Origin of the sequence: Microbacterium sp. W4I4 (assembly GCF_030816235.1) — a bacterium.
In the GTDB taxonomy this organism is placed as follows: Bacteria; Actinomycetota; Actinomycetes; order Actinomycetales; family Microbacteriaceae; genus Microbacterium.
The window spans coordinates 1,535,836-1,549,329 of record NZ_JAUSXT010000001.1; the positions used below are offsets into that span (position 1 = coordinate 1,535,836).

Here is a 13,494-nt window from a genome sequence, read left to right on the forward strand (position 1 = left end):
GATCAGCGCTTCGAGTACTGAGGAGCCTTGCGGGCCTTCTTGAGACCGGCCTTCTTGCGCTCGATGACGCGGGAGTCGCGCGAGAGGAAGCCGGCCTTCTTGAGGGTCGGACGGTTGTTCTCGGCGTCGATGTTGTTCAGCGAACGGGCGATGCCGAGACGCAGCGCGCCGGCCTGACCCGAGTCGCCGCCACCCGAGATGCGGGCGATGACGTCGTACGCACCCGCGAGGTTCAGCACGGTGAACGGGTCGTTGATCAGCTGCTGGTGCAGCTTGTTCGGGAAGTAGTCCTCGAGAGTACGACCGTTGACCGTGATCGTGCCCGAGCCGGGGACCAGACGCACGCGGGCGATGGCCTGCTTGCGACGGCCGACGGCTGCGCCGGGAACGGAGAGCACGGGGCGGGGTGCGGACTCCACTGCCTCGGCCTCAGGGCTCGAGGTGGTGAAGTTCTGCGGGAATTCTGCGGTGTCCTGAATGTCAGCCACGAGTATGTCCTTAGTCTGGGCGGCGCTTACTGGGCGACCTGGTCGAGGGTGTACGGCGTGGGCTGCTGTGCGGCGTGCGGGTGCTCGGCACCGGCGTACACCTTCAGCTTCGACAGCTGCTCACGGCCCAGGGTGTTCTTCGGGAGCATGCCGCGGACGGCCTTCTCCACGGCGCGAACCGGGTTCTTCTCGAGGAGCTCGGCGTAGCTGGTGGACTTCAGGCCGCCCGGGTAACCCGAGTGACGGTAGGCCATCTTCTTCTGGAGCTTCTGACCCGTGAGGGCCACCTTGCCGGCGTTGACGATGACGACGAAGTCGCCCACGTCCACGTGCGGAGCGAAGGTCGGCTTGTGCTTGCCACGCAGGATTGCTGCGGTGTGCGAAGCGAGGCGGCCGAGAACGACGTCAGTGGCGTCGATGACGATCCAGTCACGCTGGATCTGCCCGGCCTTCGGGGTGAATGTGCGCGTCACAATAGTGCTGCTTTCTTGATTCGAACGGAGAGGTTCGTGAATCCCACTCCGGGGTGGTTCTCTGTCTCTGAGCGAGACGGGGAACACGCCAGTGGAGGGCTCACGTTCGTCGTGCAGGCACCTCGGCAGGCCGAAGCGCAGGCACCAAGGAGCCAGCTTACAGCATCCCGGGCGTGGCGCGGTATCCGGTGCTGGTGCTTCTTCCCTCCTTGGCAGGGTCTCTTCCTTCGCAGGATCTCTCCCTTCGCAGGTGCTCTCCTTCGCAGGTGCTCTCCTTCGCAGGGCGCAACACGCCGCGTGCTCCGGTGCGAAGCGGCCACACGCGCCCTGGGAACCCGTTCGACCTGGCCTGGCATTTCTTTCTCTTCTTTCGCAGGGCGCAGCACGCCGCGTCATCCGCCGCGAAGCGGCCACACGCGCCCCGCGAGTGGGCGCGCGTTCGCCCTGCACATTCCCGGCTCCGCGCGGGTTGTGCACAGATCGTGGCTCCCGGCGGCTTCCGCGTCGGCGCACCCGCGCACAGTGGACGGATGCCGAAGAAGCCATCTCCCCTGCCGACGACCCTTGGCGGGCATTTCAGCACGACGATCGCGCTGCAGTCCGGCGTGAATCGACGTCGTCTGCGCTCCAAGGACCTGACCGCTCCATTCCATGGGACACGGCGCACACAGGAGGACATCAACGCCGAGAATGAGGAGATCGAAAAAGATGCCTCGCCGCTCGCGCTCAGCCGTGCGGTCGCCCGTCGCATCCGGTCGAAGGCGCTGTCGTTCCTTCATGTCATGCCCGAGGGCGGCTTCGTCTGCGGCAAGAGCGCCGCGGCGCTGCGCGAGTACCCCATCACTCCTGGCGATGATCTCGACATCGGCACCATCACTCCACACCGCTCTCCTCGCGGTCGTGGCATCAAAGGCCGACGTATCGAAGCTCACCTTGTCGAGGTCGAACTGCTCGATGGCATCCCGGTCACCACACCGGCGAGCACCTGGGCGATGCTCGCGAAGGATCCGAGCGTGCGGGAGCTGACACAAGTCGCTGATGCGATCCTTCACATCCCTCGCGACAACCATGGCAGACCGCATCCTGAGCTCGCAGGCGGTACCCGCGAGGATCTGCAGGCGATGATCGATGCCGGCCGCCGCATCGGCGTGAACCGACTGCGAGAGGCGCTGGCGTGCGCGAGGGTCGGAAGTGCCTCACCGTTGGAGACCGATTACCGATTGGATGCCGAGGCTGATGGCCTGCCCGAGCCGGAGCTCGATGTCGAGATCCGTGATGCCCGGGGCAGACTGATCGGCATCTCGGAGATCGTGTACCCCGCGTATAAGACGGTCGTCGAGGTGGAGGGCGATCATCATCGAACCTCGCGCCGGCAGTGGAACCGGGACATCCAGAAGTACCGGGATTATGCCGAAGCGGGATGGGAGGTCGTGCGACTCACATCCCAGCAGATTCGAGTGGATCGCACCGCTACGCGCATCGTCCGTGCAGTGCTGAATCGCCGCCGCGCGGCATGAGCGCAGCTGCGCGCCCCGCTCGCAGGTCACAACACGCCGCAACCCACGCCGGGAAGCGACCATATGCGCCCTGCGAACGACATGGGGTCTGCAGCACGCCCGCCCGCACCCCGCTCGCAGGTCACAACACGCCGCAACCCACGCCGGGAAGCGACCATATGCGCCCTGCGAACGACATGGGGTCTGCAGCACGCCCGCCCGCACCCCGCTCGCAGGTCACAACACGCCGCATCCCACGCCGGGAAGCGACCATATGCGCCCTGCGAACGACATGGTTGCCGACCCCGACCCCGCATCTACACGGCCGCGGCGGTGACCAGGATCGGGCGGTGGTCGCTCGTGCCCTGGGGCAGGGTCGTGATGTCCGAGATGTCGAAACCCGAAGAGGTCGCGAAGTCGTAGTGACCGCGGAACACCCGGTAGCGGGTGTACGTGCGGTCGTCGCTCAAAGTCAGGCGGTATCCGTGCTCGCGCACCGTCTGGCCCAGGTTCTCCTTGAACACCGGGTAGTTGTAGTCCCCCACCATCAGCACCGGCAGGTCGGGGCCGAGCGCCTGCAGCGCGTCCAGTCCGGCACGGATCTGATTGCGCCGCAGCGAGTTCAGCGCGGTCAGCGGCGCGGCGTGGAACGACGCCACGATCAGCCCGTGCCCGGTGTCGATGTTGCGAAGCCGGGCACCGAGCACCCGTTCGTGCGCGGGCTTGAGCACGCGGTCATGCAGCGACTTCTTCAGCCCGATCGTGCGCGTCGCCTCGACACGGTACTGATTGCTGCGCAGGTACATCGCCAGCCCGAGACGGTTGCCACTGGTGGCCCGCACCAGCGAGAGCCCGTCGATGACCTCCGGCAGGGCCGTGGTGTCGCATTCCTGCAGGCAGAGGATGTCAGGATCGTGCTCTCCGACCAGCGCCGCCAGTTCCGTGGCAGCCCGATGCTTGCGCAGGTTGTACGAGATCAGCCTCATACCGCCACGGTACCGCCGTCACCTGAAGGCGGAACCCCTCTTGACGAGACGCCGTGTCCCGGGCTCACGCCTCCCGGCCGCGACGGTTGCGGGTCTGCTCGGCGCGGGATGCCAGCAGCTCGTCGGCCGGATACCCGACCTCGGCCAGCGTCAGCCCGCGGGCGGGCAGAACCTTGAACGCACTCGTGCGGGTCAGCTCGTCACGCAGGCGCACGACATCATCCACCGACAGCTTGCCCTCCCCCACCGCCGCACACGCGCCGACCAGCGCGCGCACCATGCTGTGGCAGAACGCGTCGGCCTTCACCTCGGCGACCAGCACACCCTCGGCATCCCGCTCCCAGCGGTAGTCCAGCAGGGTACGGATGGTCGTCGCCTCGTCGCGCGGCTTGCAGTACGCGGCGAAGTCGTGCAGCCCGATGAGCGTGCGCGCGGCGGCATCCATGGCATCCGCATCGAGAGCTGCGCGCACCGTCGTGGTGTCGTCGCGACGCATCGGGTCGTACCCTACGGTCAGGTCGGCCAGGCGATACCGGTAGCGCCGCCACACCGCCGAGAAGCGCGCGTCGAATCCTTCGGGCGCGAGCGAACTGCGGCTGACGGTCACATCGGGGTACTGGCCGAGAACTCCGCGGATGCGACGGGCGAGCGACACCGCTGGATCAGGCACCGCTGGATCAGGCACCGCTGGATCGGACGCTGCGCGCCCCTGCCGTGACTCGATGCGGGCCCACTGCCCCTCGTCGAGGTCCACGTGCGCCACCTGACCTGAGGCGTGCACTCCGGCATCCGTCCGTCCTGCGACGACGAGACGTACGTCGGAGCCGAGGATGCGAGCCAGGGCCGCCTCGAGCGTGCCCTGCACCGTGCGCAGCCCGGGCTGGGTCGCCCACCCGCGGAAGTGGGTGCCGTCATAGGCGATGTCCAGGCGAATGCGCACCCACTCAGCCTAAGCTGGAGCTTTCCCCTCCTCTGTGAAATGCGCCCCTCCACGTCGTGATGTCTCCGTCCTCGCCCCACATTCCGCGGTACGCGGGGCTCGATGGACTCCGCGCGATCGCCGTCTGCCTGGTGCTGCTCTACCACCTGTTCCCCGGCGCCGGCCTGCCGAGCGGATTCGTCGGGGTGGACGTCTTCTTCGTGGTGAGCGGTTTCCTCATCACCTCGCTCCTGCTGCGCCCGACCCGCCACACTCTCCGCCATCGTCTGGTCGACTTCTGGCGCCGCCGCGCACGCCGACTTCTGCCCGCGCTCGCGCTGATGCTGACGGTGTGCGCGACCGCCGCCTGGCTGATCGGCGGCGACGTCCTCGTCGGCATCGGACGACAGCTGCTGGGGGCGGCGACCTTCAGCTACAACTGGGTCGCACTCGCGGGCGGTTCGGACTACTTCGCGGCGACCGAGCCCGAGCTGTTCCGCAACGTGTGGTCGCTGGCCGTGGAAGAGCAGTTCTACCTGCTCTGGCCGCTGCTGCTTCCCGTGCTGCTGCTGGTCCTTCGGGTGCGTTGGATGCTCGTGGCGTTCGCGCTGGCGGCCGCCACGGCATCCGCGTGGTGGATGTCGATTCTGGTGGGATCGGATGCCGTGACCCGCGCGTACTTCGGCACCGACTCGCACGCGTTCGGCGTGCTGCTCGGCATCGCGCTGGCCTTCGCCCTGCGGAATATGCCGGAGCGGGAATGGATGCGCTCCCGCACGGCGCGACTCGGCGGCATCGGAGTCGGGATGCTGGGACTCGGGCTGATCGTGACCGCGGCTGCGCAGCCGGATCCGGCGGTGGGCTCGGCGTTCCCCTGGACGCTGCTGCTGGCATCCGCAGGCACCCTGCTGGCGATCATCGCGGGCGTGCTGCCCGGCTCCTGGTTCGGGCGTGCGATCGACGTGCAGCCGCTGCGCTGGATCGGCGATCGCTCGTACGGCATCTATCTGTGGCATTGGCCCGTGCTCGTGCTCGTCACCGCCGCGAGCGGGCTGGGCGTCTCGGGCAGCGTCGGCGAGGTGCCGGTGTGGGCGGGGGCACTCGCCCTCGCGCTGTCGCTTGTCGCCGCGGCCGCGTCGTACCGGTTCGTCGAGACTCCCCTGCGCCGGTACGGGTTCCGCCGCTCGCTGAGAGCCGTGCGCGCCCGGCTCGCACGCGGTCCGCGGAGCCGACTGGCGATGCTGGGCGGCGTACTGGCGGGAGCGCTCGCACTCGGCGGCACGACCGCCGCGGTCGCGAGCGCGCCTCCGATGACGACGTCGGAGATGACCATCCGGGCGGGCCAGCGCGCCATGGATGCTGCCGACCGGCGCCCCAGGCCCGCACCGACGCCTGAGGCGATCACCGGCGATGACATCACCGCCGTCGGGGACTCGGTGATGCTGGCATCCGCCCCCGCCCTGTACGAGAAGCTGCCCGGCATCGCCGTGGACGCCGCCGTGTCGCGCTCGATCTGGGCCGGGCCCAAGATCATCGATGCGCTCGCCTCATCAGGGCACCTGCGCGATCACGTCGTGGTGGCCCTCGGCACCAACGGCTCGGTGGACGCCGGGGTGCTTCAGAAGATCGCCGACACCGTGGGACGCGATCGCGACCTGGTGCTCGTGAACGCCTACGCGCCGCGCGACTGGATCCCCGGTGTGAACAGCGACCTCACCGCGTTCGCCGACGCCCGCAGCGGTGTGGTCGTCGCCGATTGGGCGGACGCCATCGCCCCGCACGAGGATCTGCTGGCCGGCGACCGCATCCACCCCGGCATGGCCGGGGGCCGCATCTTCGCGGACGTCGTGGAGCAGGGCATCCGCGCATCCGAGATCGAGCGCGCGGGCCGCGCCGCACCCCCGGACCGGGTGCCGACCGCGCCGTGAGGGTGCCTGTGCTCAGACGCGGGGCGGGTTGAAGACCACGTACTCGGTGTTGGAGTTCCGGTTGTTCGTGCTGTCCGTGTCTGTGACATCGGCCCCCGGCTGCAGCTGGAAGTCGGACCTCATGAGCACCCGATAGAAGTCCGTCGCGTCGTCGCTCAAGTCGTTCAGATCCACGGTGAAGTTCACGGCAAAGCTCGCACCGGCCGGGAGCTCCTGGTTGAGCACGAAATCCCAGATGCGGCGCAGGGCGAGTGGATTCGTGGCTATGGTCTCTGTGCGAGTTCCGGCTGGCGCCAGCGAGTACCCGTCCGAGTTGGTGATGGCCAGCGTCGCGGTGTTCCAGATCAAGTCGAGAGGAAGGCCGAGTGAGACCACTGCGCCGCCGGGCAGTGGATCTGGCCCAAGATTCCCGAACGTGTAGGTGAACGCCAGGGTTCGCGGTCCTTGGTAGTAGGGAAGAGTGTTGCCGCTCTCGGTGATGACACCGTCGGGGGGGCTATCGGGCAAACGTGCCGTCGACCACAGATTCACCTGTGATTGCGTGGAAGCAGCGGCCAGTGGCATCGCGACGGCGGCAGCCACCACCGGAACCGACCACATAGCGGCCTTGCTCACCGTGCGTCGGCTGAAAGACGCCGAATAGGCTGCGGGCGCGGGAGTACTGCTGTTCAGACGATCTCGCACGGATCAGTTTCCCCACTGCTGTCGAGACGTCATGGCGATCGCCTTCTGAGCTCAACGTACGCGAAATAAGCCCTGCGAGCATGTGCGGGCGCCAAGAAGTCCGCACGAACCCTGTTCAGCCCTGCTCCGACTGCCGCTCCGGCAGATGCAGGCGGGTGAGGTACCTCTCCGCCCGCGGCGGCGCACCGCGCTTGTCCAGGCGCGACACCAGCACTATCACGCCCGTCACGAGCGGTATCGCCCAGGCAGCGGGCTGCACGAGCAGGGGTGCGATGGCGCCGGCATCGGCCCCGAGGAGTGCCGACGCCAGCAGCGAGATGCCGACGGTCACGGCGCCCACCAGCATCCCCGCCAGCGATCCTCGCGCGGTGAGTCCGCGCCACCACACACCGAGCAGGATCACCGGCGTCAGACTCGTCGCCGCCACGAGGAACACCGTGCCGACGCTGGAGACCAGCGCCTCGGGTCCGGTCAGCAGCGCCACCCCGAGCGGAGCGAGCACGCACAGCACCGCCGAGAAGCGGAACGAGCGCACCGAGCCGTCGAAGACGTCCTGACTGATCACGCCCGCCAGCGAGACGACCAACCCCGACGACGTCGCCAGGAAAGCCGCGAACGCCCCCGCCACCACCAGGGCTGTCACCACGTCGCCGAGCGGTCCGGGAAGGATGCGGGAAGGCAGCGCCAGCACGACGGTGTCGGCGAGCCCCGGCTGTGCGAGATCGGGCGCCGCGGCCCGCGCGATCAGCCCCATGGTGCCCGACACGGCGTAGAAGACCCCGATCATGCCGATCACCAGCACGGTCGTCCGGCGGGCCGAACCGCCGTCGGGACTCGTGTAGAACCGCACCAGGACGTGCGGCAGACCGATGGTGCCGAGCAGCAGTGCGATCATCAGCGACGTCGTCGAATACGGGTCGGTGGCGATCGGGCCGACCTCGACCGGATAGGCGAGCACGGGGTCCCGCGAGGGCTCCCGCCCCGACAGGGCGATGAGGATGAGCACCGCCGGCACGAGCAGGGCGATGAGCTTGACCCAGTAGTGCATCGCCTGCACAGCGGTGATCGCGCGCATGCCGCCGGCGGCGACCAGGCCTGTAACCACCACGGCGACGACGATCGATCCGACCCAGGGCGGCACGTCGGCGACCACCTGCAGGGTCAGAGAAGCCCCGTGCAGCTGCGGCACGATGTACAGGCAGCCGATCACGATGACCAGCAGACTGGTCAGCCGGCGCACTGCCCTCGATTCCAGGCGGGCCTCGATGAAGTCGGGGATCGTGTAGGCGCCGCTTCGTCGCAGGGGCGCGGCCACGAAGAGCAGCAGCAGCAGGTACCCGGCCGCGTAGCCGATCGGGAACCAGAACCCGTCCGCCCCCACCAGCAGAACGAGCCCGGCGAGCCCGAGGAACGTGCCGGCGGACAGGTACTCGCCGCTGATCGCCGAGGCGTTCCAGACCGGCCTGACGCTGCGGGATGCCACGAAGAAGTCACCCGTGGTGCGGCTGAGCCGCACGCCCATTCCGCCGACCACGATCGTGGCGCCGAGCACCAGCACGATCGCCGCGACGCCGAGCACGACGCTCATCGCGGCCGCCCCTGACGCTCGTCGTCCTCCGCGAGTCCGCGGTAGCGGCGCTCGTTCCTCGCCGCGTTTCGGGCGAACACCACGGCGAACAGCAGGATGATCGGGTAGTACCCGTACGCCTGCATGATCCACGATGCGGGAACCCCGAACACGGGTGGGTCGGCGGTACTCGCCATGATCATGATCACCGCGGTGAACGCCAGAGACACCAGCAGGAAGCCGATCAGGCACGCGCCCGCCAGGCGCAGCTGGGCGCGCATCAGGTCGTTGAGGAACACCGCCCCGGCTTCGTGCACCGGCGCCCCCGGCAGGGCGATGCCCTGCGTGCGCGTGGAGTCGGCGGCTGCGGTCCGGCTGTCGAGCGAGACCCGCACTCGCTGCGGTTGCTCGGCGGCGTCCGGGGTCATCGCCGGTCGCCTTTCAGCAGTCGGGTGCGCACCGCGGGGATCAGGCGACGGCTGACCGGCAGTTCGACCTCGGCCAGGACGACCGTGGGCGCCGAGCCCGTCAGCCGCACCTCGCTGACCGCGTCGACATGCACCAGGTAGGACCGGTGCACGCGCACGAAGCCGGCGGCATCCCACCGCTCCTCGAGCTCCGAGATCGGGATGCGCACGAGATGGCTGTCACCCGACTCGGTCCACAGCCGCGAGTAGTCGCCCTCGGCCTTCACCCAGCGCACGTCGTCCCGGCGCACCAGACGCACCGCCTGCCCCACCGAGACGGGCACGGTCTCCGCTTCACCGGCATCCGCGACCTCCCCGCCCCGGCCTGCGGCGATCACCCGATCGACCGCCCGTCTCAGCCGCTCCGGACGGATCGGCTTGAGCACGTAGTCCAGGGCGCGCACCTCGAAGGCTTCGAGGGCGCCCGCCTCGTCGGCCGTCACGAACACCACGGCCGGACGCTCCGCGAACCGATCCAGTGCGCGCGCCAGGTCGAACCCGCCGACGCCGGGCATGTGGATGTCGAGGAACACCGCGTCGATGGCCTCCACCGACAGCATCCGCAGCGCATCCGCCCCGCTGGATGCCGCGTGGATCGCGCCGATCCGCGGGTCCGCCTGCAGGAAGGCGACCAGCTCGGCGAGCGCGGGCGGCTCGTCATCGGCGACCAGGACGTCGATGATCACGGCGCATCAGCCTCGTGCATGGGCTGCGACTTCGGTACCCGCATCCGCACCATCGTACCCGCGCCCAGATTCGTGTCGATGACCAGTCCGCCCTCCGCCCCGTACAGGCGACGCAGGCGCGTGTCGACGTTGCGCAGCCCGATATGGGTGGTCTGCACAGGACCGGCCAGCGCATCCTGCACGAGGGCGGGGTCCATGCCCACACCGTCGTCCTCCACTGAGATCTCGGTGTGGGTTCCCTCGTCCTCGGCGGCGATGACGATGAGACCACCGGATGCCGTGGGCTCCAGCCCGTGACGCACGGCGTTCTCGACCAGGGGCTGCACCGACAGGAAGGGGATGACGGTGGACAGCGTCTCGGGGGCGATCCGCAGACGCACCTCCAGCCGGTCGCCGAAGCGCGCGCGCTCCAGCTCGAGGTAGTTCCGGATGCTGCCCAGTTCCTGCGCGAGCGTGGTGAACTCGCCCTTCTGTCGGAACGAGTACCGGGTGAAGTCGGCGAAGTCCAGCACGAGGGTGCGTGCCCGTTCGGGGTCGGTCGTGATGAACGAGGCGATCGCGGCGAGGGAGTTGTAGATGAAGTGCGGGCTGATCTGCGCCCGCAGGGCACGCAGCTCGGCCTCGGCAAGGCTGGCCCGGGAGGCCTCCAGCTCGGTCAGCGCGATCTGGGCGGCGCACCAGTCCGCGACCTCCCCGGTGGCGCGCACGAGCGGACTGCGCACGTTCTCGGCGAACGCGATCAGAGCTCCGCGGTACTCCCCGTCCACCGTGACGGGGGCACCCACGGCCTCGTGCACGGTGTCGGTCCCCCGGCGCCGGGGGAACACCTGACGGCGATCCGTCTCCCGCACGCGTGCGGCGACACGCAGCGCCGAGGCGTCCAATCCGCTGATGGAGCCGTCGAAGACCACGGCCCCCTCGGCGGTGACGAATGCGACGGCCTGCACGCCGAGCAGTGTTCGCACGTGTCGGGCCGCGCGCACGAGATCCGGACCATGCGCGGCCCGCAGCTCGGCGGCGGCGAGGCCCGCGAGATGCAGCGTGCGGCTCGTCGCGCGCTCGGCCTCCCCGCCGAGGTCGCGCGATCCTCGTGCGAGACGCACCACCCCGATCAGGATCAGAGCGAGGAGCACGCCGGCGACGACGCCGAGCGAGCCCGTGAGGAGCGCCTGATCCGTCATGCGCTCAGCCTACGGTTCGCCGGTCGTCGCCGCCGTCTGCGCAGTGCTCAGCAGCACCTGGCGCCGGGGTTGCGATCCTGTTCCGCCATCCGCTCGCACCAGAACTGCCTCTCGGTGGGAACGGGAGCATCCGGATGGTGTGCGCGATGGTGCGCGACGTACACGTCGTACGCGCGGTCTCCCATCAGGGTCGTGACGTACCAGCGGACCTTCGCGGCGGCGCCCCGCATCCGGCGCCACAGGGCGACGGATGCGGGGCGGACGCTGAACTCGGGAGCGCTCATCAGTGCCCTGCCGGGTTGCGGATCACGCCGTTCGCGGCGTCGTGAGCCTCCCACTGGCCCTCGATCTCGCGCTCGGCCCTGGTCGCGAGGAAGCCGGCCGGTGCGAAGCGGCGCGAAGCCACCGCGGCATCCTCACCGTCCTCAGTCAGCCCCCTGCGGATCGAGTTGATCGCCGATCCCACCGCGACGACGATCACGACGATCGTCAGCACCACGAAGATGATCGACAGCGTCCCCTGCACCGAGGTGTTGCGGATGACGGCCTCCACGACCTCCGGCGCTCCCAGGCTGCCGTCGCCGGCGGCCTGTGCGGCCCGGTACTTGGCGTTGTTCGCCCAGTATCCGATGGCCGGCACGGGCGAGAAGATCTTGTACATGGATGCCGTGATCGTGACGACCGCGGCGAACGCCAGCGGCACGCCGATGATCCACAGCCAGCGCACGTAGCTCCGGCCGCGCTTGGCGACGATGGCGAACACGACCGCCAGGGCGATGGCCGCGAGCAGCTGGTTGGCGATTCCGAACAGCGGGAAGAAGGTGTTGATGCCGCCCAGCGGGTCGGTCACACCGAGGATGAGGATGTAGCCCCAGCCGGCGACCATGATCGCCGTGCAGATCCAGACGCCGGGGCGCCAGCTGATCTCGCGGAACTTCGGGATCCAGGCGCCGATCGAGTCCTGCAGCATGAACCGGGCGACACGCGTTCCCGCATCGACGGCGGTGAGGATGAACAGCGCCTCGAACATGATGGCGAAGTGGTACCAGAACCCCATCATGGCGGTGCCGCCGCCGATCTGATGCATGATGTGCGCGAGCCCGAGAGCCAGCGTCGGCGCCCCACCGGTGCGGGAGACGATGCTCTCCTCACCGACCGACTGCGCCGTGGACGTCAGCATCTCGGGTGTGAGGTTCACCCCGGTGAGCCCGAGAGAGTTCACGAACGCGACGGCACCCTCCACCGTGCCCTGCGTGGCGGCTGCGGAGGAGTTCATGGCGTAGTAGATGCCCTGGTCGATCGAGATCGCGGCGACCAGCGCCATGATCGCGACGAACGACTCCATCAGCATCCCGCCGTATCCGATGAACCGCGTCTGGCGCTCCTTCTCGATCAGCTTCGGCGTGGTGCCGGAGGAGATCAGGGCATGGAATCCCGATAGGGCGCCGCAGGCGATCGTGACGAACAGGAAGGGGAACATGGGGCCGGAGAACACCGGGCCCAGGCCCGTGAAGGCGAAGTCGGTGAACGCGGGGACGGTGATCTCCGGCCGCACCAGCACGATGGCGCCGGCGAGCATGACGATCACGCCGATCTTCATGAAGGTCGACAGGTAGTCGCGCGGGGCCAGCAGCAGCCACACCGGAAGGATCGCGGCGATGAAGCCGTAGACGATGATGCCCCAGGCGATCACCGAGCGGTCCAGGTGGAACATCGCCTGACCCCACTCGGTGCCGGCGACAGCACCGCCGCCGGCGATGGCGGCGATGAGCAGCACGAAGCCGATCAGCGAGACCTCGGTGATGCGGCCCGGGCGCAGGAAGCGCAGGTACAGCCCCATGAACAGGGCGATCGGCAGGGTCATCGACACGCTGAAGACGCCCCACGGGCTCTCGCCGAGCGCGTTGACGACGACGAGGGCGAGGATCGCGATGATGATGACCATGATGAGCAGCGAGGCGATGATCGCCGCGGTGCCGCCCACCTTGCCGAGCACGTCGCGGGCCATCTGCCCGATCGAGCGCCCGCCGCGGCGCATCGAGAAGAACAGCACCGTGTAGTCCTGGACGGCACCGGCGAGGACGACGCCGATGATGATCCAGATGGTGCCGGGAAGGAAGCCCATCTGCGCGGCGAGGACCGGCCCCACGAGAGGGCCGGCGCCGGCGATGGCGGCGAAGTGGTGCCCGTAGAGCACGCGGCGGTCAGTGGGGACGTAATCCTTGCCGTCTTCGCGGATCTCCGCGGGGGTCGCGCGGCGGTCGTCGGGTCGCGTGATGTAGCGCTCGATGACCTTGGAGTAGAACCGGTAGCCGATCAGGTAGGTGCAGACCGCGGCGAACACGAACCAGATCGCGTTGACGGTCTCGCCGCGGACGATCGCGAGCATCGTCCAGGCGACGGCGCCGAGCAGGGCGATCGCCGCCCACAGGATGATCTTCGGCAGGTTCCAGCGGGACTCCCGCTCGAGCTCGGCCTCGGGGACGGCGACGGGAGGCAGGTCAGGATCCTGCACGATCGCGCCCTTGCCCCGTCGGGATTCAGGGGTGGTTGTCATGGGTCTTCTCCTTGGTACGCGGCGTTGCGTAGGTGAGCGACGTTGCGTCGTGTGCGGGGTAA

General features: G+C 68.8%; 13 protein-coding genes. 2 read left to right on the forward strand and 11 right to left on the reverse strand.

The window, feature by feature from the left end; translation table 11 throughout:
* Positions 1 to 2: 2 nt before the first annotated feature.
* Both rpsI and rplM read right to left on the reverse strand, forming a co-directional pair.
* Complete coding sequence (rpsI, locus tag QF046_RS07360; RefSeq protein ID WP_307367797.1) at positions 3 to 488, reverse strand: 30S ribosomal protein S9; 486 nt, start codon at positions 486 to 488, stop codon at positions 3 to 5.
* 26 nt (positions 489 to 514) lie between these two features.
* Complete coding sequence (gene rplM / locus QF046_RS07365; RefSeq protein ID WP_307367800.1) at positions 515 to 961, reverse strand: 50S ribosomal protein L13; 447 nt, start codon at positions 959 to 961, stop codon at positions 515 to 517.
* A 530-nt stretch (positions 962 to 1,491) separates the two neighbouring features.
* On the opposite strand from rplM, the gene QF046_RS07370 reads away from it, so the two are divergent.
* Positions 1,492 to 2,478, forward strand: coding sequence for a hypothetical protein (locus tag QF046_RS07370; RefSeq protein ID WP_307367802.1), 987 nt, complete (start codon positions 1,492 to 1,494; stop codon positions 2,476 to 2,478).
* A 296-nt stretch (positions 2,479 to 2,774) separates the two neighbouring features.
* Here QF046_RS07370 and QF046_RS07375 read toward each other — a convergent pair whose 3' ends face one another.
* Both QF046_RS07375 and truA read right to left on the reverse strand, forming a co-directional pair.
* Positions 2,775 to 3,443, reverse strand: a complete 669-nt coding sequence (locus tag QF046_RS07375; RefSeq protein WP_307367804.1) for an endonuclease/exonuclease/phosphatase family protein — start codon at positions 3,441 to 3,443, stop codon at positions 2,775 to 2,777.
* Positions 3,444 to 3,507: 64 nt separating this feature from the next.
* On the reverse strand, positions 3,508 to 4,383 hold the full coding sequence (gene truA / locus QF046_RS07380) for a tRNA pseudouridine(38-40) synthase TruA (RefSeq protein WP_307367806.1): 876 nt from the start codon (positions 4,381 to 4,383) through the stop codon (positions 3,508 to 3,510).
* 59 nt (positions 4,384 to 4,442) lie between these two features.
* On the opposite strand from truA, the gene QF046_RS07385 reads away from it, so the two are divergent.
* Entirely contained in the window at positions 4,443 to 6,290 is a 1,848-nt protein-coding gene (locus tag QF046_RS07385; protein ID WP_307372771.1) for an acyltransferase family protein, read from the forward strand.
* 12 nt (positions 6,291 to 6,302) lie between these two features.
* On the opposite strand, the gene QF046_RS07390 is transcribed toward QF046_RS07385, so the two are convergent.
* From QF046_RS07390 to QF046_RS07420, 7 genes are all read right to left on the reverse strand, one after another.
* The gene (locus QF046_RS07390) at positions 6,303 to 6,872 is read right to left on the reverse strand and encodes a hypothetical protein (RefSeq protein WP_307367808.1); all 570 of its coding nucleotides are present in this window, start codon (positions 6,870 to 6,872) and stop codon (positions 6,303 to 6,305) included.
* A gap of 217 nt (positions 6,873 to 7,089) precedes the next feature.
* Positions 7,090 to 8,562 (reverse strand): cation acetate symporter, encoded by a 1,473-nt coding sequence (locus tag QF046_RS07395; RefSeq protein ID WP_307367813.1) that lies wholly within the window; start codon positions 8,560 to 8,562, stop codon positions 7,090 to 7,092.
* Positions 8,559 to 8,969 carry a heavy metal transporter gene (locus QF046_RS07400; RefSeq protein ID WP_307367815.1) on the reverse strand — a complete coding sequence of 137 codons (411 nt, stop codon included), beginning with the start codon at positions 8,967 to 8,969 and terminating at the stop codon, positions 8,559 to 8,561. The genes QF046_RS07395 and QF046_RS07400 overlap by 4 nt, the downstream gene beginning before the upstream one ends.
* Entirely contained in the window at positions 8,966 to 9,691 is a 726-nt protein-coding gene (locus tag QF046_RS07405; RefSeq protein ID WP_307372772.1) for a LytTR family DNA-binding domain-containing protein, read from the reverse strand. The genes QF046_RS07400 and QF046_RS07405 overlap by 4 nt, the downstream gene beginning before the upstream one ends.
* Positions 9,691 to 10,875, reverse strand: coding sequence for a sensor histidine kinase (locus tag QF046_RS07410; protein WP_307367818.1), 1,185 nt, complete (start codon positions 10,873 to 10,875; stop codon positions 9,691 to 9,693). Before QF046_RS07410 ends, QF046_RS07405 begins: the two co-directional genes overlap by 1 nt.
* A gap of 47 nt (positions 10,876 to 10,922) precedes the next feature.
* Positions 10,923 to 11,159: a YbdD/YjiX family protein gene (locus QF046_RS07415; protein WP_373425675.1), complete on the reverse strand. Its 237-nt coding sequence runs from the start codon at positions 11,157 to 11,159 to the stop codon at positions 10,923 to 10,925.
* Positions 11,159 to 13,432, reverse strand: coding sequence for a carbon starvation CstA family protein (locus QF046_RS07420; protein ID WP_307367821.1), 2,274 nt, complete (start codon positions 13,430 to 13,432; stop codon positions 11,159 to 11,161). Before QF046_RS07420 ends, QF046_RS07415 begins: the two co-directional genes overlap by 1 nt.
* Between the last annotated feature and the right edge of the window lie 62 nt (positions 13,433 to 13,494).

What these genes read in the sequence shown, in the direction of transcription:
- QF046_RS07370 (WP_307367802.1), top strand. Translation starts at nt 1,492, where the DNA reads ATGCCGAAGAAGCCATCTCCCCTGCCGACGACCCTTGGCGGGCATTTC.
- QF046_RS07375 (WP_307367804.1), bottom strand. Translation starts at nt 3,443, where the DNA reads ATGAGGCTGATCTCGTACAACCTGCGCAAGCATCGGGCTGCCACGGAA.
- QF046_RS07385 (WP_307372771.1), top strand. Translation starts at nt 4,443, where the DNA reads ATGTCTCCGTCCTCGCCCCACATTCCGCGGTACGCGGGGCTCGATGGA.
- QF046_RS07395 (WP_307367813.1), bottom strand. Translation starts at nt 8,562, where the DNA reads ATGAGCGTCGTGCTCGGCGTCGCGGCGATCGTGCTGGTGCTCGGCGCC.
- QF046_RS07400 (WP_307367815.1), bottom strand. Translation starts at nt 8,969, where the DNA reads ATGACCCCGGACGCCGCCGAGCAACCGCAGCGAGTGCGGGTCTCGCTC.
- QF046_RS07410 (WP_307367818.1), bottom strand. Translation starts at nt 10,875, where the DNA reads ATGACGGATCAGGCGCTCCTCACGGGCTCGCTCGGCGTCGTCGCCGGC.
- QF046_RS07415 (WP_373425675.1), bottom strand. Translation starts at nt 11,159, where the DNA reads ATGAGCGCTCCCGAGTTCAGCGTCCGCCCCGCATCCGTCGCCCTGTGG.
- QF046_RS07420 (WP_307367821.1), bottom strand. Translation starts at nt 13,432, where the DNA reads ATGACAACCACCCCTGAATCCCGACGGGGCAAGGGCGCGATCGTGCAG.